This window comes from Streptomyces virginiae (assembly GCF_040638905.1).
GTDB lineage: Bacteria > Actinomycetota > Actinomycetes > Streptomycetales > Streptomycetaceae > Streptomyces > Streptomyces virginiae_B.
In genome coordinates this window covers 21710-35210 of sequence record NZ_JBEZYV010000052.1, presented here as the reverse complement: position 1 = coordinate 35210, position 13501 = coordinate 21710, and the positions used below count along the sequence as shown (strand labels likewise).

Annotated in this window: 16 protein-coding genes; 4 read left to right on the top strand and 12 right to left on the bottom strand. The window is 73.0% G+C overall.

The features are described 5' to 3' along the window. Positions 1-209: 209 nt before the first annotated feature. Genes hisF through hisD form a run of 8 tightly spaced genes read right to left on the bottom strand, consistent with a single transcriptional unit; the run spans position 210 to position 5938 of the window. Positions 210-965 (bottom strand): imidazole glycerol phosphate synthase subunit HisF, encoded by a 756-nt coding sequence (hisF, locus tag AB0F82_RS36230; protein WP_356813228.1) that lies wholly within the window; start codon positions 963-965, stop codon positions 210-212. Continuing rightward, complete coding sequence (locus AB0F82_RS36225; protein ID WP_356813227.1) at positions 962-1348, bottom strand: RidA family protein; 387 nt, start codon at positions 1346-1348, stop codon at positions 962-964. Before AB0F82_RS36225 ends, hisF begins: the two co-directional genes overlap by 4 nt. Next, on the bottom strand, positions 1345-2076 hold the full coding sequence (priA, locus tag AB0F82_RS36220) for a bifunctional 1-(5-phosphoribosyl)-5-((5-phosphoribosylamino)methylideneamino)imidazole-4-carboxamide isomerase/phosphoribosylanthranilate isomerase PriA (protein WP_362635490.1): 732 nt from the start codon (positions 2074-2076) through the stop codon (positions 1345-1347). The genes AB0F82_RS36225 and priA overlap by 4 nt, the downstream gene beginning before the upstream one ends. Continuing rightward, a complete protein-coding gene (gene hisH, locus AB0F82_RS36215; RefSeq protein ID WP_356813225.1) occupies positions 2076-2726 on the bottom strand; it encodes an imidazole glycerol phosphate synthase subunit HisH in 651 nt (216 codons plus the stop codon). Before hisH ends, priA begins: the two co-directional genes overlap by 1 nt. Beyond that, entirely contained in the window at positions 2723-2890 is a 168-nt protein-coding gene (locus AB0F82_RS36210) for a hypothetical protein (protein ID WP_030028108.1), read from the bottom strand. The genes hisH and AB0F82_RS36210 overlap by 4 nt, the downstream gene beginning before the upstream one ends. A gap of 2 nt (positions 2891-2892) precedes the next feature. Then, on the bottom strand, positions 2893-3486 hold the full coding sequence (gene hisB, locus AB0F82_RS36205) for an imidazoleglycerol-phosphate dehydratase HisB (RefSeq protein WP_030028107.1): 594 nt from the start codon (positions 3484-3486) through the stop codon (positions 2893-2895). Continuing rightward, positions 3483-4610 (bottom strand): histidinol-phosphate transaminase, encoded by a 1128-nt coding sequence (locus AB0F82_RS36200; RefSeq protein WP_356813224.1) that lies wholly within the window; start codon positions 4608-4610, stop codon positions 3483-3485. The genes hisB and AB0F82_RS36200 overlap by 4 nt, the downstream gene beginning before the upstream one ends. Next, on the bottom strand, positions 4589-5938 hold the full coding sequence (gene hisD, locus AB0F82_RS36195; RefSeq protein ID WP_356813223.1) for a histidinol dehydrogenase: 1350 nt from the start codon (positions 5936-5938) through the stop codon (positions 4589-4591). The genes AB0F82_RS36200 and hisD overlap by 22 nt, the downstream gene beginning before the upstream one ends. Before the next feature lie 125 nt (positions 5939-6063). On the opposite strand from hisD, the gene AB0F82_RS36190 reads away from it, so the two are divergent. The 3 genes from AB0F82_RS36190 to ybaK are packed head-to-tail and all read left to right on the top strand — an operon-like array spanning position 6064 to position 8966. Further along, positions 6064-7662: an oxidoreductase gene (locus AB0F82_RS36190; RefSeq protein WP_436842258.1), complete on the top strand. Its 1599-nt coding sequence runs from the start codon at positions 6064-6066 to the stop codon at positions 7660-7662. Between the two features lie 34 nt (positions 7663-7696). After that, positions 7697-8434, top strand: a complete 738-nt coding sequence (locus tag AB0F82_RS36185) for an LON peptidase substrate-binding domain-containing protein (protein ID WP_356813222.1) — start codon at positions 7697-7699, stop codon at positions 8432-8434. A gap of 37 nt (positions 8435-8471) precedes the next feature. Then, positions 8472-8966 carry a Cys-tRNA(Pro) deacylase gene (gene ybaK / locus AB0F82_RS36180; RefSeq protein WP_356813221.1) on the top strand — a complete coding sequence of 165 codons (495 nt, stop codon included), beginning with the start codon at positions 8472-8474 and terminating at the stop codon, positions 8964-8966. Positions 8967-9125: 159 nt separating this feature from the next. On the opposite strand, the gene AB0F82_RS36175 is transcribed toward ybaK, so the two are convergent. The 4 genes from AB0F82_RS36175 to AB0F82_RS36160 all read right to left on the bottom strand — a co-directional run bounded on the left by AB0F82_RS36175 (position 9126) and on the right by AB0F82_RS36160 (position 13102). Then, positions 9126-9812 (bottom strand): hypothetical protein, encoded by a 687-nt coding sequence (locus tag AB0F82_RS36175; RefSeq protein ID WP_362635484.1) that lies wholly within the window; start codon positions 9810-9812, stop codon positions 9126-9128. Positions 9813-9859: 47 nt separating this feature from the next. After that, on the bottom strand, positions 9860-10660 hold the full coding sequence (locus AB0F82_RS36170) for an ABC transporter permease (RefSeq protein WP_362635496.1): 801 nt from the start codon (positions 10658-10660) through the stop codon (positions 9860-9862). Between the two features lie 68 nt (positions 10661-10728). Next, positions 10729-11766: an ABC transporter ATP-binding protein gene (locus tag AB0F82_RS36165; RefSeq protein ID WP_362635481.1), complete on the bottom strand. Its 1038-nt coding sequence runs from the start codon at positions 11764-11766 to the stop codon at positions 10729-10731. Between the two features lie 28 nt (positions 11767-11794). After that, on the bottom strand, positions 11795-13102 hold the full coding sequence (locus AB0F82_RS36160; RefSeq protein ID WP_362635478.1) for an NYN domain-containing protein: 1308 nt from the start codon (positions 13100-13102) through the stop codon (positions 11795-11797). A gap of 220 nt (positions 13103-13322) precedes the next feature. Here AB0F82_RS36160 and AB0F82_RS36155 point away from each other — a divergent pair, with 220 nt between their 5' ends. Continuing rightward, the gene (locus AB0F82_RS36155) at positions 13323-13487 is read left to right on the top strand and encodes a hypothetical protein (RefSeq protein WP_356813217.1); all 165 of its coding nucleotides are present in this window, start codon (positions 13323-13325) and stop codon (positions 13485-13487) included. Positions 13488-13501: the final 14 nt, after the last annotated feature.

Here is a 13501-nt window from a genome sequence, read left to right as displayed (position 1 = left end):
CTCCGGGGGCTCCCCGCAGGACGAGGCGCAACCACCGGGCACAACCGGGACATGCCCGCACGCGCCGAGCCGAGGAGAGCCCCCGGAGTGTCGCCACCCCACCCGAAGCCACCACCAGAGCCGGCCCGAGGGCCACGCTCCCGGCCAGGGGGCACGACCCAGCCCCGCCGGCGATTGAGGCGCGGCCACCGGCCCGCAGCCGGAGGGGATCAGCGGACCGGGTGGCCCGCTTCGCGGAGGGCCGACTTCACTTCGGCGATGCGGAGATCGCCGAAGTGGAACACCGACGCCGCCAGCACCGCATCCGCCCCCGCCGCGATCGCCGGGGCGAAATCGGCAAGGCGGCCCGCGCCGCCCGAGGCGATCACCGGCACCGTGACGTGCTTGCGCACCGCCGCGATCATCTCCGTGTCGTAGCCGTCCTTCGTGCCGTCGGCGTCCATGGAGTTCAGCAGGATTTCCCCGGCGCCCAGCTCCGCGGCCCGGTGGGCCCATTCGACGGCGTCGATGCCGGCGCCCCGGCGGCCGCCGTGGGTGGTGACCTCGAAGGAGCCCGTCTCCGTGCGCCGCGCGTCGACGGACAGCACGAGGACCTGCCGGCCGAACCGCTCCGCGATCTCCTGGATCAGCTCGGGGCGGGCGATGGCGGCCGTGTTCACGCCCACCTTGTCCGCTCCCGCGCGCAGCAGCTTGTCGACGTCGTCGGCCGTACGGACGCCGCCGCCGACGGTCAGCGGGATGAAGACCTGCTCTGCGGTGCGCCGCACCACGTCGTAGGTGGTCTCGCGGTTCCCGGAGGACGCGGTGATGTCGAGGAAGGTCAGCTCGTCGGCGCCTTCGGCGTCGTACAGCTTGGCCATCTCCACCGGGTCGCCCGCGTCGCGCAGGTTCTGGAAGTTGACGCCCTTGACGACCCGGCCGTTGTCCACGTCCAGGCAGGGGATCACGCGTACGGAGAGGCTCATCCGGACACCGCCTTGTACGCCTCGACCTCCACCTCGACGACCATCGACGAGTCGACGAAGCCGGAGACGATGAGCATCGTCGCGGCCGGGCGGACCGCGTCGAAGAGCTCCTTGTGGGCGCGGCCCACGTCGTCCACGTCACGGGCGTGCGTCAGGTACATGCGGGTGCGCACGACGTCCTCGGGGCCGAGGCCGGCCTGGGCGAGGGCCTTGAAGGCGACGCCGAAGGCGGCGACGGTCTGGTCGTACGGGCCGCCGGCGTCGGCCGCGGTGCAGCCGGAGACGAGCACGAGCCCGTTCGGCAGCTGCACGGCGCGGGAGTACGCGATGACGTCCTCGTAGGAGCCGCCGGAGGAGATGCGGCGTACGGCGTCGGAACTCATGCGGAGACCACCTTCAGGGCTTCTTCCAGGGTGAAGGCCTTGGCGTACAGGGCCTTGCCGACGATCGCGCCCTCGACGCCCAGCGGGACCAGCTCGGACAGGGCCCGCAGGTCGTCGAGCGAGGAGATGCCGCCGGAGGCGACGACGGGCCGGTCGGTGGCGGCGCAGACGTTCTTCAGCAGCTCCAGGTTGGGGCCGGTCAGCGTGCCGTCCTTGCCGATGTCGGTGACGACGTAGCGGGCGCAGCCCTCGGAGTCGAGGCGGGCGAGGGTCTCGTACAGGTCGCCGCCCTCGCTGGTCCAGCCGCGGCCCTTGAGGGTGGTTCCGCGTACGTCGAGGCCGATGGCGATCTTGTCGCCGTGCTCGGCGATGGCCTTGGCGGCCCACTCGGGGGTCTCCAGGGCGGCGGTGCCGAGGTTGACGCGGGTGCAGCCGGTGGCGAGGGCCGCGGCGAGCGAGGCGTCGTCGCGGATGCCGCCGGACAGCTCGACCTTGATGTCCATGGCGCGGGTGATCTCGGCGACCAGGGCGCGGTTGTCGCCGGTCCCGAAGGCGGCGTCCAGGTCGACCAGGTGGAGCCATTCGGCGCCGGCGGCCTGCCAGGCGAGGGCCGCCTGCAGGGGGGAGCCGTAGGACGTCTCGCTTCCGGAGACGCCGTGGACGAGGCGGACGGCCTGGCCGTCGCGCACGTCGACCGCGGGAAGGAGTTCGAGTGCGGGTGCGCTCATCAGAGGGTCTCGATCCAGTTGGTGAGGAGCTGGGCGCCGGCGTCGCCGGACTTCTCGGGGTGGAACTGGGTGGCCCACAGGGCCCCGTTCTCCACCGCCGCGACGAAGCGCTCGCCGTGGGTGGCCCAGGTGACCTTGGGGGCGCGGATCAGCGGGTTGGTGACTTCCAGGCTCCAGTCGTGGGCCGCGTAGGAGTGCACGAAGTAGAACCGGGCGTCGGCGTCCAGGCCGGCGAAGGCCTGGCTGTCGGCGGGGGCCTCGACGGTGTTCCAGCCCATGTGGGGGACGACCGGGGCCTTGAGCGGGCCGACCGTGCCGGGCCACTCGTCGAGTCCTTCGGTCTCCACGCCGTGCTCGATGCCGCGCTCGAAGAGGATCTGCATGCCGACGCAGATGCCCATGACCGGGCGGCCTCCGGAGAGGCGGCGGCCGATGATCCAGTCGCCGCGGACGTCCTTGAGGCCCTGCATGCATGCGGAGAAGGCGCCGACGCCGGGGACGAGGAGTCCGTCGGCGTCCATGGCCTTGTCGTAGTCGCGGGTGATCTCGACGTCCGCGCCGACGCGGGCGAGGGCCCGTTCGGCGGAGCGGACGTTGCCGAAGCCGTAGTCGAAGACGACGACCTTCTTGGTGGGGCGTGCTGTGCTCATTCCCAGATTCCTTGGATCCGCAGGACTCCGGCCGCCAGGCACATCGCGGAGGCGATGGCGAGCAGGACCACGACCGATTTGGGCATCTGCTGCTTCTGGAAGGAGTAGACGCCCCCGGCCAGGAACAGGCCGAGGACGATCAGGATGGTGTTCAGCCCGTTCACTGCTAGAGGGCGCCCTTCGTGGAGGGCAGGATGCCGGCGGCGCGCGGGTCGAACTCGGCGGCGTAGCGCAGTGCGCGGGCGAGGGCCTTGAACTGGCATTCCACGATGTGGTGGGCGTTGCGGCCGTACGGGACGTGGACGTGCAGGGCGATCTGGGCCTGCGCGACGAAGGACTCCAGGATGTGGCGGGTCATCGTCGTGTCGTAGGAGCCGATCATCGGCGCCATGTTCTCGGGCTCGGTGTGGACGAGGTAGGGGCGGCCGGACAGGTCGACGGTCACCTGGGCGAGGGACTCGTCGAGCGGCACGGTGCAGTTGCCGAAGCGGTAGATGCCCACCTTGTCGCCGAGGGCCTGCTTGAAGGCGGCGCCGAGCGCGAGGGCGGTGTCCTCGATGGTGTGGTGGGAGTCGATGTGCAGGTCGCCGTCGGTCTTGACGGTGAGGTCGAAGAGGCCGTGGCGGCCGAGCTGGTCGAGCATGTGGTCGTAGAAGCCCACGCCCGTCGAGACGTCAACCTGGCCGGTTCCGTCGAGGTTTATCTCGACGACGACGGAGGTCTCCTTGGTGGTCCGTTCGACCCGTCCGATGCGGCTCATGCGTGCTGCTCCTTCTTCAGTGCGCGAACCGCTTCCAGGAACGCGTCGTTCTCTGCCGGGGTCCCGGCGGTGACCCGCAGCCGGCCGGGTACGCCGTTGTCCCGGACCAGGACCCCGTGGTCGAGGATCTTCTGCCAGGCGGTGTGCGCGTCCTCGAACTTCCCGAACTGGATGAAGTTCGCGTCGGACTCGGTGACCTCGTAGCCGATGGCGCGCAGTTCGGCGACGAGGCGGTCGCGCTCGGCCTTGAGCTGCTCGACGTAGCCGAGCAGGGTGTCGGTGTGCTCCAGGGCGGCGAGTGCCGTGGCCTGGGTGACGGCGGACAGGTGGTACGGCAGGCGCACCAGCTGTACGGCGTCGACGACGGCGGGGTGTGCGGCCAGGTAGCCCAGGCGCAGGCCGGCCGCGCCGAAGGCCTTGGACATGGTCCGGGAGATCACCATGTTGGGGCGGCCCTCGATGAGGGGCAGCAGCGAGTCCCGGTGGCTGAACTCCACGTAGGCCTCGTCGACGATGACGAGGGAGGGCTTGGCCGCCTGGGCCGCCTCGTAGAGGGCCAGGACGGTCTCCGCGTCGACCGCGGTGCCCGTGGGGTTGTTGGGCGAGGTGATGAAGACGATGTCGGGGGCGTGCTCGGCGATCGCCCGCTCGGCCGCCTCCACGTCGAGGCGGAAGTCCTCGCGGCGCGGGCCGGAGATCCAGCCCGTGCCGGTGCCGCGGGAGATCAGCGCGTGCATGGAGTACGAGGGTTCGAAGCCGATCGCGGTGCGGCCGGGCCCGCCGAAGGTCTGCAGCAGCTGCTGGATGACCTCGTTGGAGCCGTTGGCGGCCCATACGTTCTCCCGCGCGACCGGGTGCTTGCCGGTACGGGTGAGGTAGGCGGCCAGCTCGGTGCGCAGCTCGACCGCGTCCCGGTCCGGGTAGCGGTTGAGGGTGCGGGCGGCGTCGGCGACGCGCTCGGCGATGCGCGCGACGAGTTCGGCGGGCAGCTCGTAGGGGTTCTCGTTGGTGTTCAGCTGGACGGGCACGTCGAGCTGCGGGGCGCCGTACGGGCTCTTGCCGCGCAGTTCGTCCCGGATGGGGAGGTCGTCGATTCCGATGCTCACTGGTTGGGGACCTTCCATCCGAAGCGTGCCTTGAGGGCGGCGCCGTGCGCGGGCAGGTCCTCGGCCTCGGCGAGGGTCACCACGTGGTGGGTGACCTCGGCGAGGGCGTCTCGGGTGTAGTCGACGATGTGGATGCCGCGCAGGAAGGACTGCACGGACAGGCCGGAGGAGTGGCAGGCGCAGCCGCCGGTGGGCAGCACGTGGTTGGAGCCGGCGCAGTAGTCGCCGAGGGAGACCGGGGCCCACGGGCCGACGAAGATCGCGCCGGCGTTGCGGACGCGGGCGGCCCAGGCGGCGGCGTCGGCGGTCTGGATCTCCAGGTGCTCGGCGCCGTAGGCGTCGACGACCTTGAGGCCGTCCTCCAGGCTGTCGACCAGCACGATCGCGGACTGCTTGCCGGCGAGGGCGGGCTTGATCCGGTCCTCGACGTGCTTGGTCGCGGCGACCTGAGGCTCCAGCTCCTTCTCGACGGCTTCGGCGAGCTCGGCGGAGTCCGTGACGAGGACGGCCGCGGCCAGCGGGTCGTGCTCGGCCTGGCTGATGAGGTCGGCGGCGACGTGCACCGGGTCGGCCGTGGAGTCCGCGAGGACGGCGATCTCGGTCGGGCCGGCCTCGGTGTCGATGCCGATCCGGCCGGTGAAGTAGCGCTTGGCGGCGGCGACCCAGATGTTGCCGGGGCCGGTGACCATGTTGGCGGGAAGGCAGCCGTCGGGTCCGGAGGTGCCGTACGCGAACATCGCGACAGCCTGGGCTCCGCCGACCGCGTACACCTCGTCCACGCCGAGCAGGGCGCAGGCGGCGAGGATCGTCGGGTGCGGCAGACCGCCGGCTGGGTCACCTTCGAAAGCGGGCCTCTGCGGCGGGGACGCGAGCGCGATCGACTCGACGCCCGCCTCCTGGGCCGGCACCACGTTCATGACGACGGAGGACGGGTACACCGAGCGGCCGCCCGGCGCGTACAGCCCCACGCGCTCCACCGGAACCCACTTCTCGGTCACGGTGCCGCCGGGGACCACCTGGGTGGTGTGCTCGGTGCGGCGCTGTTCGCGGTGCACGATCCGGGCGCGGCGGATCGACTCCTCCAGGGCTGCGCGGACGGCCGGGTCGAGCTCGTCGAGGGCCGTCCGGAGTGCCTCGGCGGGCACCCTGACCTGCTCCAGCGTCACCCCGTCGAACTTCTGCGCGTACTCGATCAGCGCCGCCGTGCCACGATGATGGACGTCCTCGCAGATGGGCCGCACCTTCTCCAGGGCAGCTTCTACGTCGAACTCGGCACGGGGCAGCAGGTCGCGCAGGGCGCCGCCCTCGGGGAGGGCGTCACCGCGCAGGTCGATACGAGAGATCACCTCCCAATTCTCTCAGACCGCCTCGTGCCACCGTCCGCCCGTATCACTGGCTGATACACGCCCCGGACGTCACAGGTGCCCGTTAGCGTTCGCCTACACGTACATGACGGCGGAGGGGGACCGCGGTGACCGAGGCGAGCGCGGACGGGTATCCGGCGGATCTCAGCGCCTCCGAGCGCCGCATGTGGGACGCGTACCGCACGGGCAGCGTCTGCGACCTCAGTGCCCGCGCCGCCGACGTGGACGATCCGCACGGCGACCTCGTCTGGGGTTCCGGGCGCAGCGTCCGCGCGGGGGTGGTGGCGCTGCTGCTGCTCCACGGGCCGCCGCCGGTGCCGGGCCGGGTGGCCTCCCTGAAGCTCCGCGGCGTACGGATCATCGGGCGGCTGGATCTGTCCGGTGGGACCGTTGCTCCGTACGTGGAGCTGCAGTCCTGCCGCTTCGACAGCGAGATCCAGCTGTCCGAGGCCCGATTCGGCACGTTGCGCCTGGTCAACTGTGCGATTCCGCGGCTGGAGGCGGCCCGGTTGCACACGGAGGGCGATCTGCACGTGCCGCGCTGCCGGGTGGCGCGCGGGATCCGGCTGACCGATGCGCAGATCGGCACGGACCTGCTGGTCAGCCAGGCGGTGGTGCAGCGGGACAACAAGGGCCGGGCGATCGCCGCCGACGGGATGTCGGTCGCGCAGGACTTCCAGGGCGAGCTGCTGGAGACGTACGGGGAGGTGAGCCTGCGCGGTGCGAAGGTCGGCGTGTCGATGAACCTGCGCGGGGCCCGGCTGCGCAATCCGTCCGGGCGGCACGCGCTGAACGCGCCGCAGCTGACCGTGGAGCGGACCCTGTACCTGACCTCGATCGCCATGGACTACGGCCGCGGGGGCTCGGGCTCCTCCACTCCCCCGTACGGGCTGGGCCGGACACCGACCCGGGGGCAGCAGGCGCAGCCGTTCGAGTGCCGGGGCGGGCTGCGGCTGGACGACGGCCGGTTCGGGGACGCCATCGACTTCTACGGCGCGCGGTTCCAGCTCACGGACGAGCAGGAGATATCCCTGCGCCGGATCCAGACCCCGGAGTTCCGCTTCGTCGGGGAGGGGCCGGAGCGCGGGAGGGTGGTGGTGTCCGGGGCCAAGGTGGTCAAACTCGTCGACACCTCCACGAGCTGGCCGGGCCCGGGCGGGGTGTCCATCGAGGGTTTCGAGTACGAGAACCTCGCGCCGCGCGGCCACTTCCCCCTCTCCCGCAGGCTGGCCTGGCTGGAGGCGGCCACCCCCGAGTACTCGCCGGGGCCTTACGAGCGGCTGGCGGCCGTACTGCGGGCCAGCGGCGAGGACGCGGACGCGCGCGAGGTGCTGCTGGCCAAGCAGCGGCGGCGCCGGGCCACGCTGTCGCCGGGGCCGAAGGCGTGGGGGTACCTGCAGGACTGGACGGTGGTCTACGGCTACCGGCCGGGCCGTGCCGCGCTGTGGATGGCGGTGCTGTGGGCGGCGGGGGCGCTGCTGTTCTCCCAGCTCGACCCGCCGGCGATCAAGCAGGACGAGCATCCCGAGTGGAGCGCCCCGCTGTACGCCCTGGATCTGCTGCTCCCGGTGATCGACCTCGGCCAGCAGGGGCAGTGGAAACTGGCCGGCGGCTGGCAGTGGGGGGCGGCGGGTCTCGTCGTCATGGGCTGGATCCTGGCCACGACGGTGGCGGCGGGGGCCTCCCGGCTGCTGCGGCGGGGGTGACGGGGCGCGTCTCGGGACGATTACCCTGTGCGTCGTGACCACCGTTCGCCTGCCCCTCTTCCCGCTGAACTCGGTGCTGTTCCCGGGACTCGTGCTCCCGCTGAACGTCTTCGAGGAGCGTTATCGCGCCATGATGCGCGAGTTGCTGAAGACGGGTGAGGACGAGCCGCGCCGTTTCGCGGTCGTCGCGATCCGCGACGGCCGGGAGGTCGCCCCGACCGCGCAGGGCCTGCCGGACCCGACGGCGCTGCCCGAGCGGGGCCCGGCGGCGGGCTTCGGCCCGGATCCCGTCCAGGCGTTCCACCGGGTGGGCTGCATCGCGGAGGCGGCGACGATCCGGGAACGGGAGGACGGCAGCTTCGAGGTCCTCGCGACCGGTACGACGCGGGTCCGCCTGCTGTCGGTGGATTCCTCGGGGCCCTTCCTGACGGCCGAGCTGGAGGAGCTCCCGGAGGACGCGGGCGACGGCGCCGGGGTCCTCGCGGAGGGGGTGCTGCGGGCTTTCCGCAACTACCAGAAGCGGCTGGCGGGGGCCCGCGAGCGGTCCCTGACGGGCGCGGAGCTCCCCGACGAGCCGTCGGTGGTCTCCTACCTGGTGGCCGCGGCGGCGGTGCTGGACATCCCGGCGAAGCAGCGGCTGCTGCAGGCGCCGGACACGGCGACGCGGCTGGCGGAGGAGCTGAAGCTGCTGCGTACGGAGACGGCGGTGATCCGCCATCTGCCGTCGCTGCCGGCGGTGGACCTGACCCGCGCTCCGACGAGCCCCAACTGACGAGCGGCAACTGACGAGCGCGACCGACGGGGGACCGATGGCGAAGAAGACGAAGCAGGCGGCCGGCACCCCGGCCGTCGTCGCCCTGACGGCGGCCGGGGTCGCCTTCACCACGCACGCGTACGAGCACGACCCGGCGCACCCCTCGTACGGCGAGGAGGCGGCCGAGGCCATGGGCGTCTCGCCGACGCAGGTCTTCAAGACGCTCGTGGCGGACGTGGACGGCGTCCTGACGGTGGCGGTGGTCCCGGTCTCGGGGTCGCTGGACCTGAAGGCCCTGGCGACGGCGGTGGGCGGCAAGCGGGCGGCGATGGCCGATCCGGCCCTGGCGGAACGCACCACGGGCTACGTCCGCGGCGGCATCTCCCCGCTGGGGCAGCGCAAACGGCTGCGCACGGTGATCGACGAGTCCGCGACGACGCACCCGACGATCTGCTGCTCGGCGGGCCGCCGCGGCCTGGAGGTCGAACTCTCCCCGTCGGACCTGGCCACCCTCACGTCAGCCACCCTGGCCCCGATCGCCCGCCCGTAGCCCTCCCGCCCCCGCCAACCCAGCCCCGCCGGCAATTGAGGCGCGGGTCCGGGGCAGGGTCCGGCGGGGGCCGGGGCGGAGTCCCGGGAAACGGAGGAAGGGCGGGGCGGGGACGGGCTCCGCGCAGCAGCAGCGCCAGCGGCCCACCGCCCCGGAAGGTCAGGCGCGCGGGGCTTCCGACGCCGTCGGACCGGTGTCGGTCGGCGGCAGCGACCGCTCGGCCGGCGGGGGCGGCGCCGGCTGGTAGTAGCCGCTCCACCCGGCCAGCGGGTCCGGCTCCGGATCCCGCGGCGTCCACAGCGCGGTGAATCCCAGGTGCAGCAGCACGGCGGTCATCGGCCAGGCCAGCAGCGCCCCGTGCGCCAGCAGCTCCAGCGGCCCGTCGAACGGCACCCCCTTGCCGGCCTTGGCCGCAGCGGCTGCCACATCCGCCGACGACCCGAGCCACAGCCCGAACCGCCACCCCGCCAGCGCGGCGAAGCAGGACCCGACGGCGAGCCCGATCACCAGCGGCACACCGCCGGCCCGGCGCCACAGGAACGTGCCGACGGCGCTGAGCACGCCCAGTCCCACCGACAGCAGGAAGAAGGTCCCGTCGGCGGCGATCCGCGCTTCGCTCTCACTGTTGCGCAGGAACACCGCCTCCCCGTTGGAGACGTACTGCACGCGCGGCGCCAGCCACATCCACAGCACTCCGAGGAGCAGCCCTGCCACCCCGACCACCAGGGCCACGACGGCGCCGTCGCGGATGTCCGCCGGGGTGATGGCCGCGGCGCTGTCACCCGGCTTCTCGGGCGGCGACGGCGGCGGGTCGAAAGAGGACTGCGGGGTCACGGCTTCGGTCACCCCCACATCGTGCCAGGTGTCCCCGGCCCCGGCGTCGGCGGACCGCGTCAGCGCACCGATGCCCGGCGGTATGCCCAGGTCGCGAGGGCCAGGGAGGCGACCCCGACGGCCGCGCACACGCCGAGGTCGAAGGCGACGGCGGCCCAGTCCGGCTCCGGTTCGAAGGTCCGTGCGAACGCCTCCACGCCGTACGTGGAGGGCAGCAGGTCCCGCGCCCACACGATGAGGGCGGGCATCCGCTCGGGCGGCAGCACCCCCAGCAGCAGGGCCGCCGACATGCCGAGCTGTCCGGCGAGGGTGGCCAGCTCCTGCCGCGGTGCCAGCAGTCCCAGCGCCGCGCCGAGCCCGGCCAGCGCGGCCCCGGCCAGGGGCACGACGGCGGCCAGGATCCACAGGCACCCCATCGGCAGGCCGAAGAGCAGGCATCCGAAGACCGCGGTGACCAGTGTCCCCGGCAGGGTGAAGGAGGCGTACGCGGCGGCCGCGCCCAGCACCACCGAGGCGGGCGGCACCGGCAGGGTGGCGTAGTGATCGAGTCCGCCGCCGGCCCGCAGCTGCCCGAAGTACTGGGCGAGCAGGTTCAGCGCGACGAAGGCGACGACGAGCACCGAGGAGCCGGCGACGACGGCGCGGGCCTCCGAGCCCCCGTCGACGACGCCCCGCATCAGGATCATGATCCCGACGGACTGGAAGGTGGCCACGAACAGCAGCGGTATCCGCGCCACCCGCGCCCGCGACAGCTGCGCCCGGTAGACGGCGGCCAGCGAGGGGAAGAACCGCGCGCCGGGCGCCAGCGGCGCGGGCCGGGGTGCCGGTGCGCAGCCCTCGGTGTCAGCGGCCGGTGCCACCTCCGGCGCGGGTGTCGGCGCGGCGTCGGGCGCGAGCGCGGCCCGGACGGCCCCCGTCGAGCGGTCGCTCACGACTTCACCAGCCCTTTCGTCCTGCCGCCGAGGGCCAGGTACACGTCTTCGAGGCTGGGGGTGGCCAGGGTGAAGTCGTCGAGCGCGGCGAAGGCGGGGCCCCCGGTGACCGAGGCCACCGCCGCCCGCGCCTCGTCCGGCGCCAGCCGGAGCACCCAGCGGCGACCCGACTCGACGGCGCGGGCGTGCAGCCGGGCGACCTCCGGCACCTCCAGCGGAGCGCTTTCGCGCCACACCAGTTCCAGCCGGACCTCGCCGGAGACCTTCGCCTTCAGCGCGGCCGGCGTGTCGCAGGCGATGACCTTGCCCTGGTCGATGACGGCGACCCGGTCGAGGACGGTCTCGGCCTCGATGACGTTGTGGGTGACGAGCAGGACGGTCGCACCCTGCTGTGCGCGGCGCCGGTCCACGGCCGCCCACACGGCCCGCCGGGCCACGGGGTCCATGCCGGTGGTGGGCTCGTCGAGGACCAGTACGGGCCGCTCCCCCACCAGTGCGGCGGCCAGGCAGGCCAGGCGCCGCTGGCCGCCGGAGAGCTTCTTCAGGGGCCGCTCGGCGATCGGGGTCAGCCCGAGTTCCTCCAGTACGGCGTCGCGCGCGGCCCGGGCCGCGCGGAGGTCGAGTCCGCGCAGCCGTCCGGTGGTCTCGGCGGCCAGTGCCACCGTGAGCTCGTCCAGGGCGGTGGACTCCTGCCCGAGGTAGGCGAGCAGCCGGGAGGCCCGTCCGGGGTGGCGTACGAGGTCGTGGCCGAGGAGGGTCACGGTGCCCGAGTCGGGCCGCATCAGGCCGGTGAGCTGGCGGACCAGGGTGGACTTGCCGGCGCCGTTGGGGCCGAGCAGCCCGAAGACCTCGCCGCGCCGGACGTCGAGGGTGACGCCGTCGTTGGCGCGGGTCTGGGGCAGGGCGGGGGCTCCGCGCCGCCCGCGTACCGCGGGATACGTCTTGACCAGGTCACGCACCGCGCAGACCACGTCGGGCGCCGCTCCCGCGGCCGCCGCCGTGCTGTCCTGCGCCTGTGCTGTGCCCGTACTCACGAGGGAGCAGCCTACGGGGTTCCCGCCCCTACTCGGCCGCCGGGGTCTGCGGGGCGGGCAGGTCGGCGGGTGCGGTTCCGGGCGCGGCGGCCGGTACCGCCGCGACGTGCTCGGCGGCGGCGCGGACGTCGATCTCCCTCCAGAACCCGGCGCGGATGGCGTAGCGGTCGTGCTCGTCGATCTGGTCGTCCTTGTGCGCGAGCAGGCCGAAGCGGGCGGCGTAGCGCAGCAGCTCGCCGTCGATCCGGTGCGGGATGCGCGGGTACATGGTGGCCAGTTTCTGCAGGTGCACGGTTTCCGGGAGGCGCTCCATCCACCGCCGGGCGAACACCTGTCCCACCTCGAACGGGTCGCCGCCGACGGTGGTGATGTCCTCCTCGCGGTCCGCCCAGCGCTGTTCGGCGCTGGTGAGCTGGGCGAGGGTGGGCAGGGAGGCGGTCTCGGCGGGTTCCCCGAGGGGTCCGGCGCGGTCGATCCAGCCCTTGTCGGAGGACCAGCGCAGGGCGCTGGCCGGGGCGGCCGTGCTGCTCGCGGCGGCTTGCGGGCCGCCGTGCGCGCCGGGGGAGCGCAGTGATCCGGCGAGGTCCTTGGGCGTGGGGACGGTCTTGCCGCCGGGGGTGGTGGGCGCCGGTACGGGGACTCCCTCCCGGTCGTCGTCCGCGCGGGCGGCGGCGCCGTTGCGGGCGGCCTCGGCGAGTGCGGCCTCGGGCAGCGGCGCCGAGAGGATGGCGGCGATGTCGGGGCGGGGCACGGCCGGCGGGGAGCACAGTCCGGCCAGGTCCTTGGCGCGGACGGCCCGGGTGATCCAGGCGCGGTCGAGGACGCGGCGTTCGTCGGCTTCGGCGACGAGGTCCTCGGACTGGTTGTAGTCGCCGTCGGCGGCCTGGACGGCCCACAGGTGGACGGCGACGCCGTGCTCCTTGGCGGACATCAGGCCGGGCAGCAGGTCGCCGTCGCCGGTCACGAGGACCACGTCGGAGCAGGCGCGGTTGCGGGCGAGCTCGGTGAGTTCGGCGTGCATGGCGGCGTCGACGCCCTTCTGGGCCCAGCGGCCGTCGCTGCGGGTCAGGGCGCCGAGGCGGACGGTGACCCGGGGCATGACGCGCAGCCTGCGGTGTTCGGGCTGAGGCACCCGGTCGGGTGCGCCGTCGAACCAGTAGATGCGCAGCAGGGGCTGCTCGGTGTCGGCTTCGGCCCGTTCGCGCAGGCCCTGGATGAGGGCGGCATGGTCGACGGTGATCCGGGAGCGGGAGGGCTCCCCGGCGAGAAGGCTGGCGGCGGCGCCCAGCAGGTAGCCGGCGTCCACCAGGACGACGCAGCGGTCCACGCGTTCCACCCTCTTCCCTGGGGTCCCCATGTCGTTTTCCGGGGTTCCCCGAGTCTGCCCGACCCCAAGGGTGTTGAAGGCCGGAACTCGATCATCGGCGTGGCGGATCTCACGCGGCAGCGGGCAGCGACCCTCGGCTACACGCAGTAATGATCCAAAATGCGCGGTTTCTGGGGCTGTGTGAGTGTGAAGGCGGTCCTGGCCCCTAGACCCTCACGGAGGCTCCCCCATGGCCAAGAACAAGAACCAGAAGCAGCCGGCGAAGCAGCAGACCCGTTCGTCCGGACAGGACATGTCGCGCTCGTCGGATTCGTCCCACGAGCCGGCGTCCCAGGCGCCGAGTCCCATGGACCTGGCCCACAAGAGCAAGCAGAAGAAGTTCGGCCACAACTGACGTACCGGGCTGAC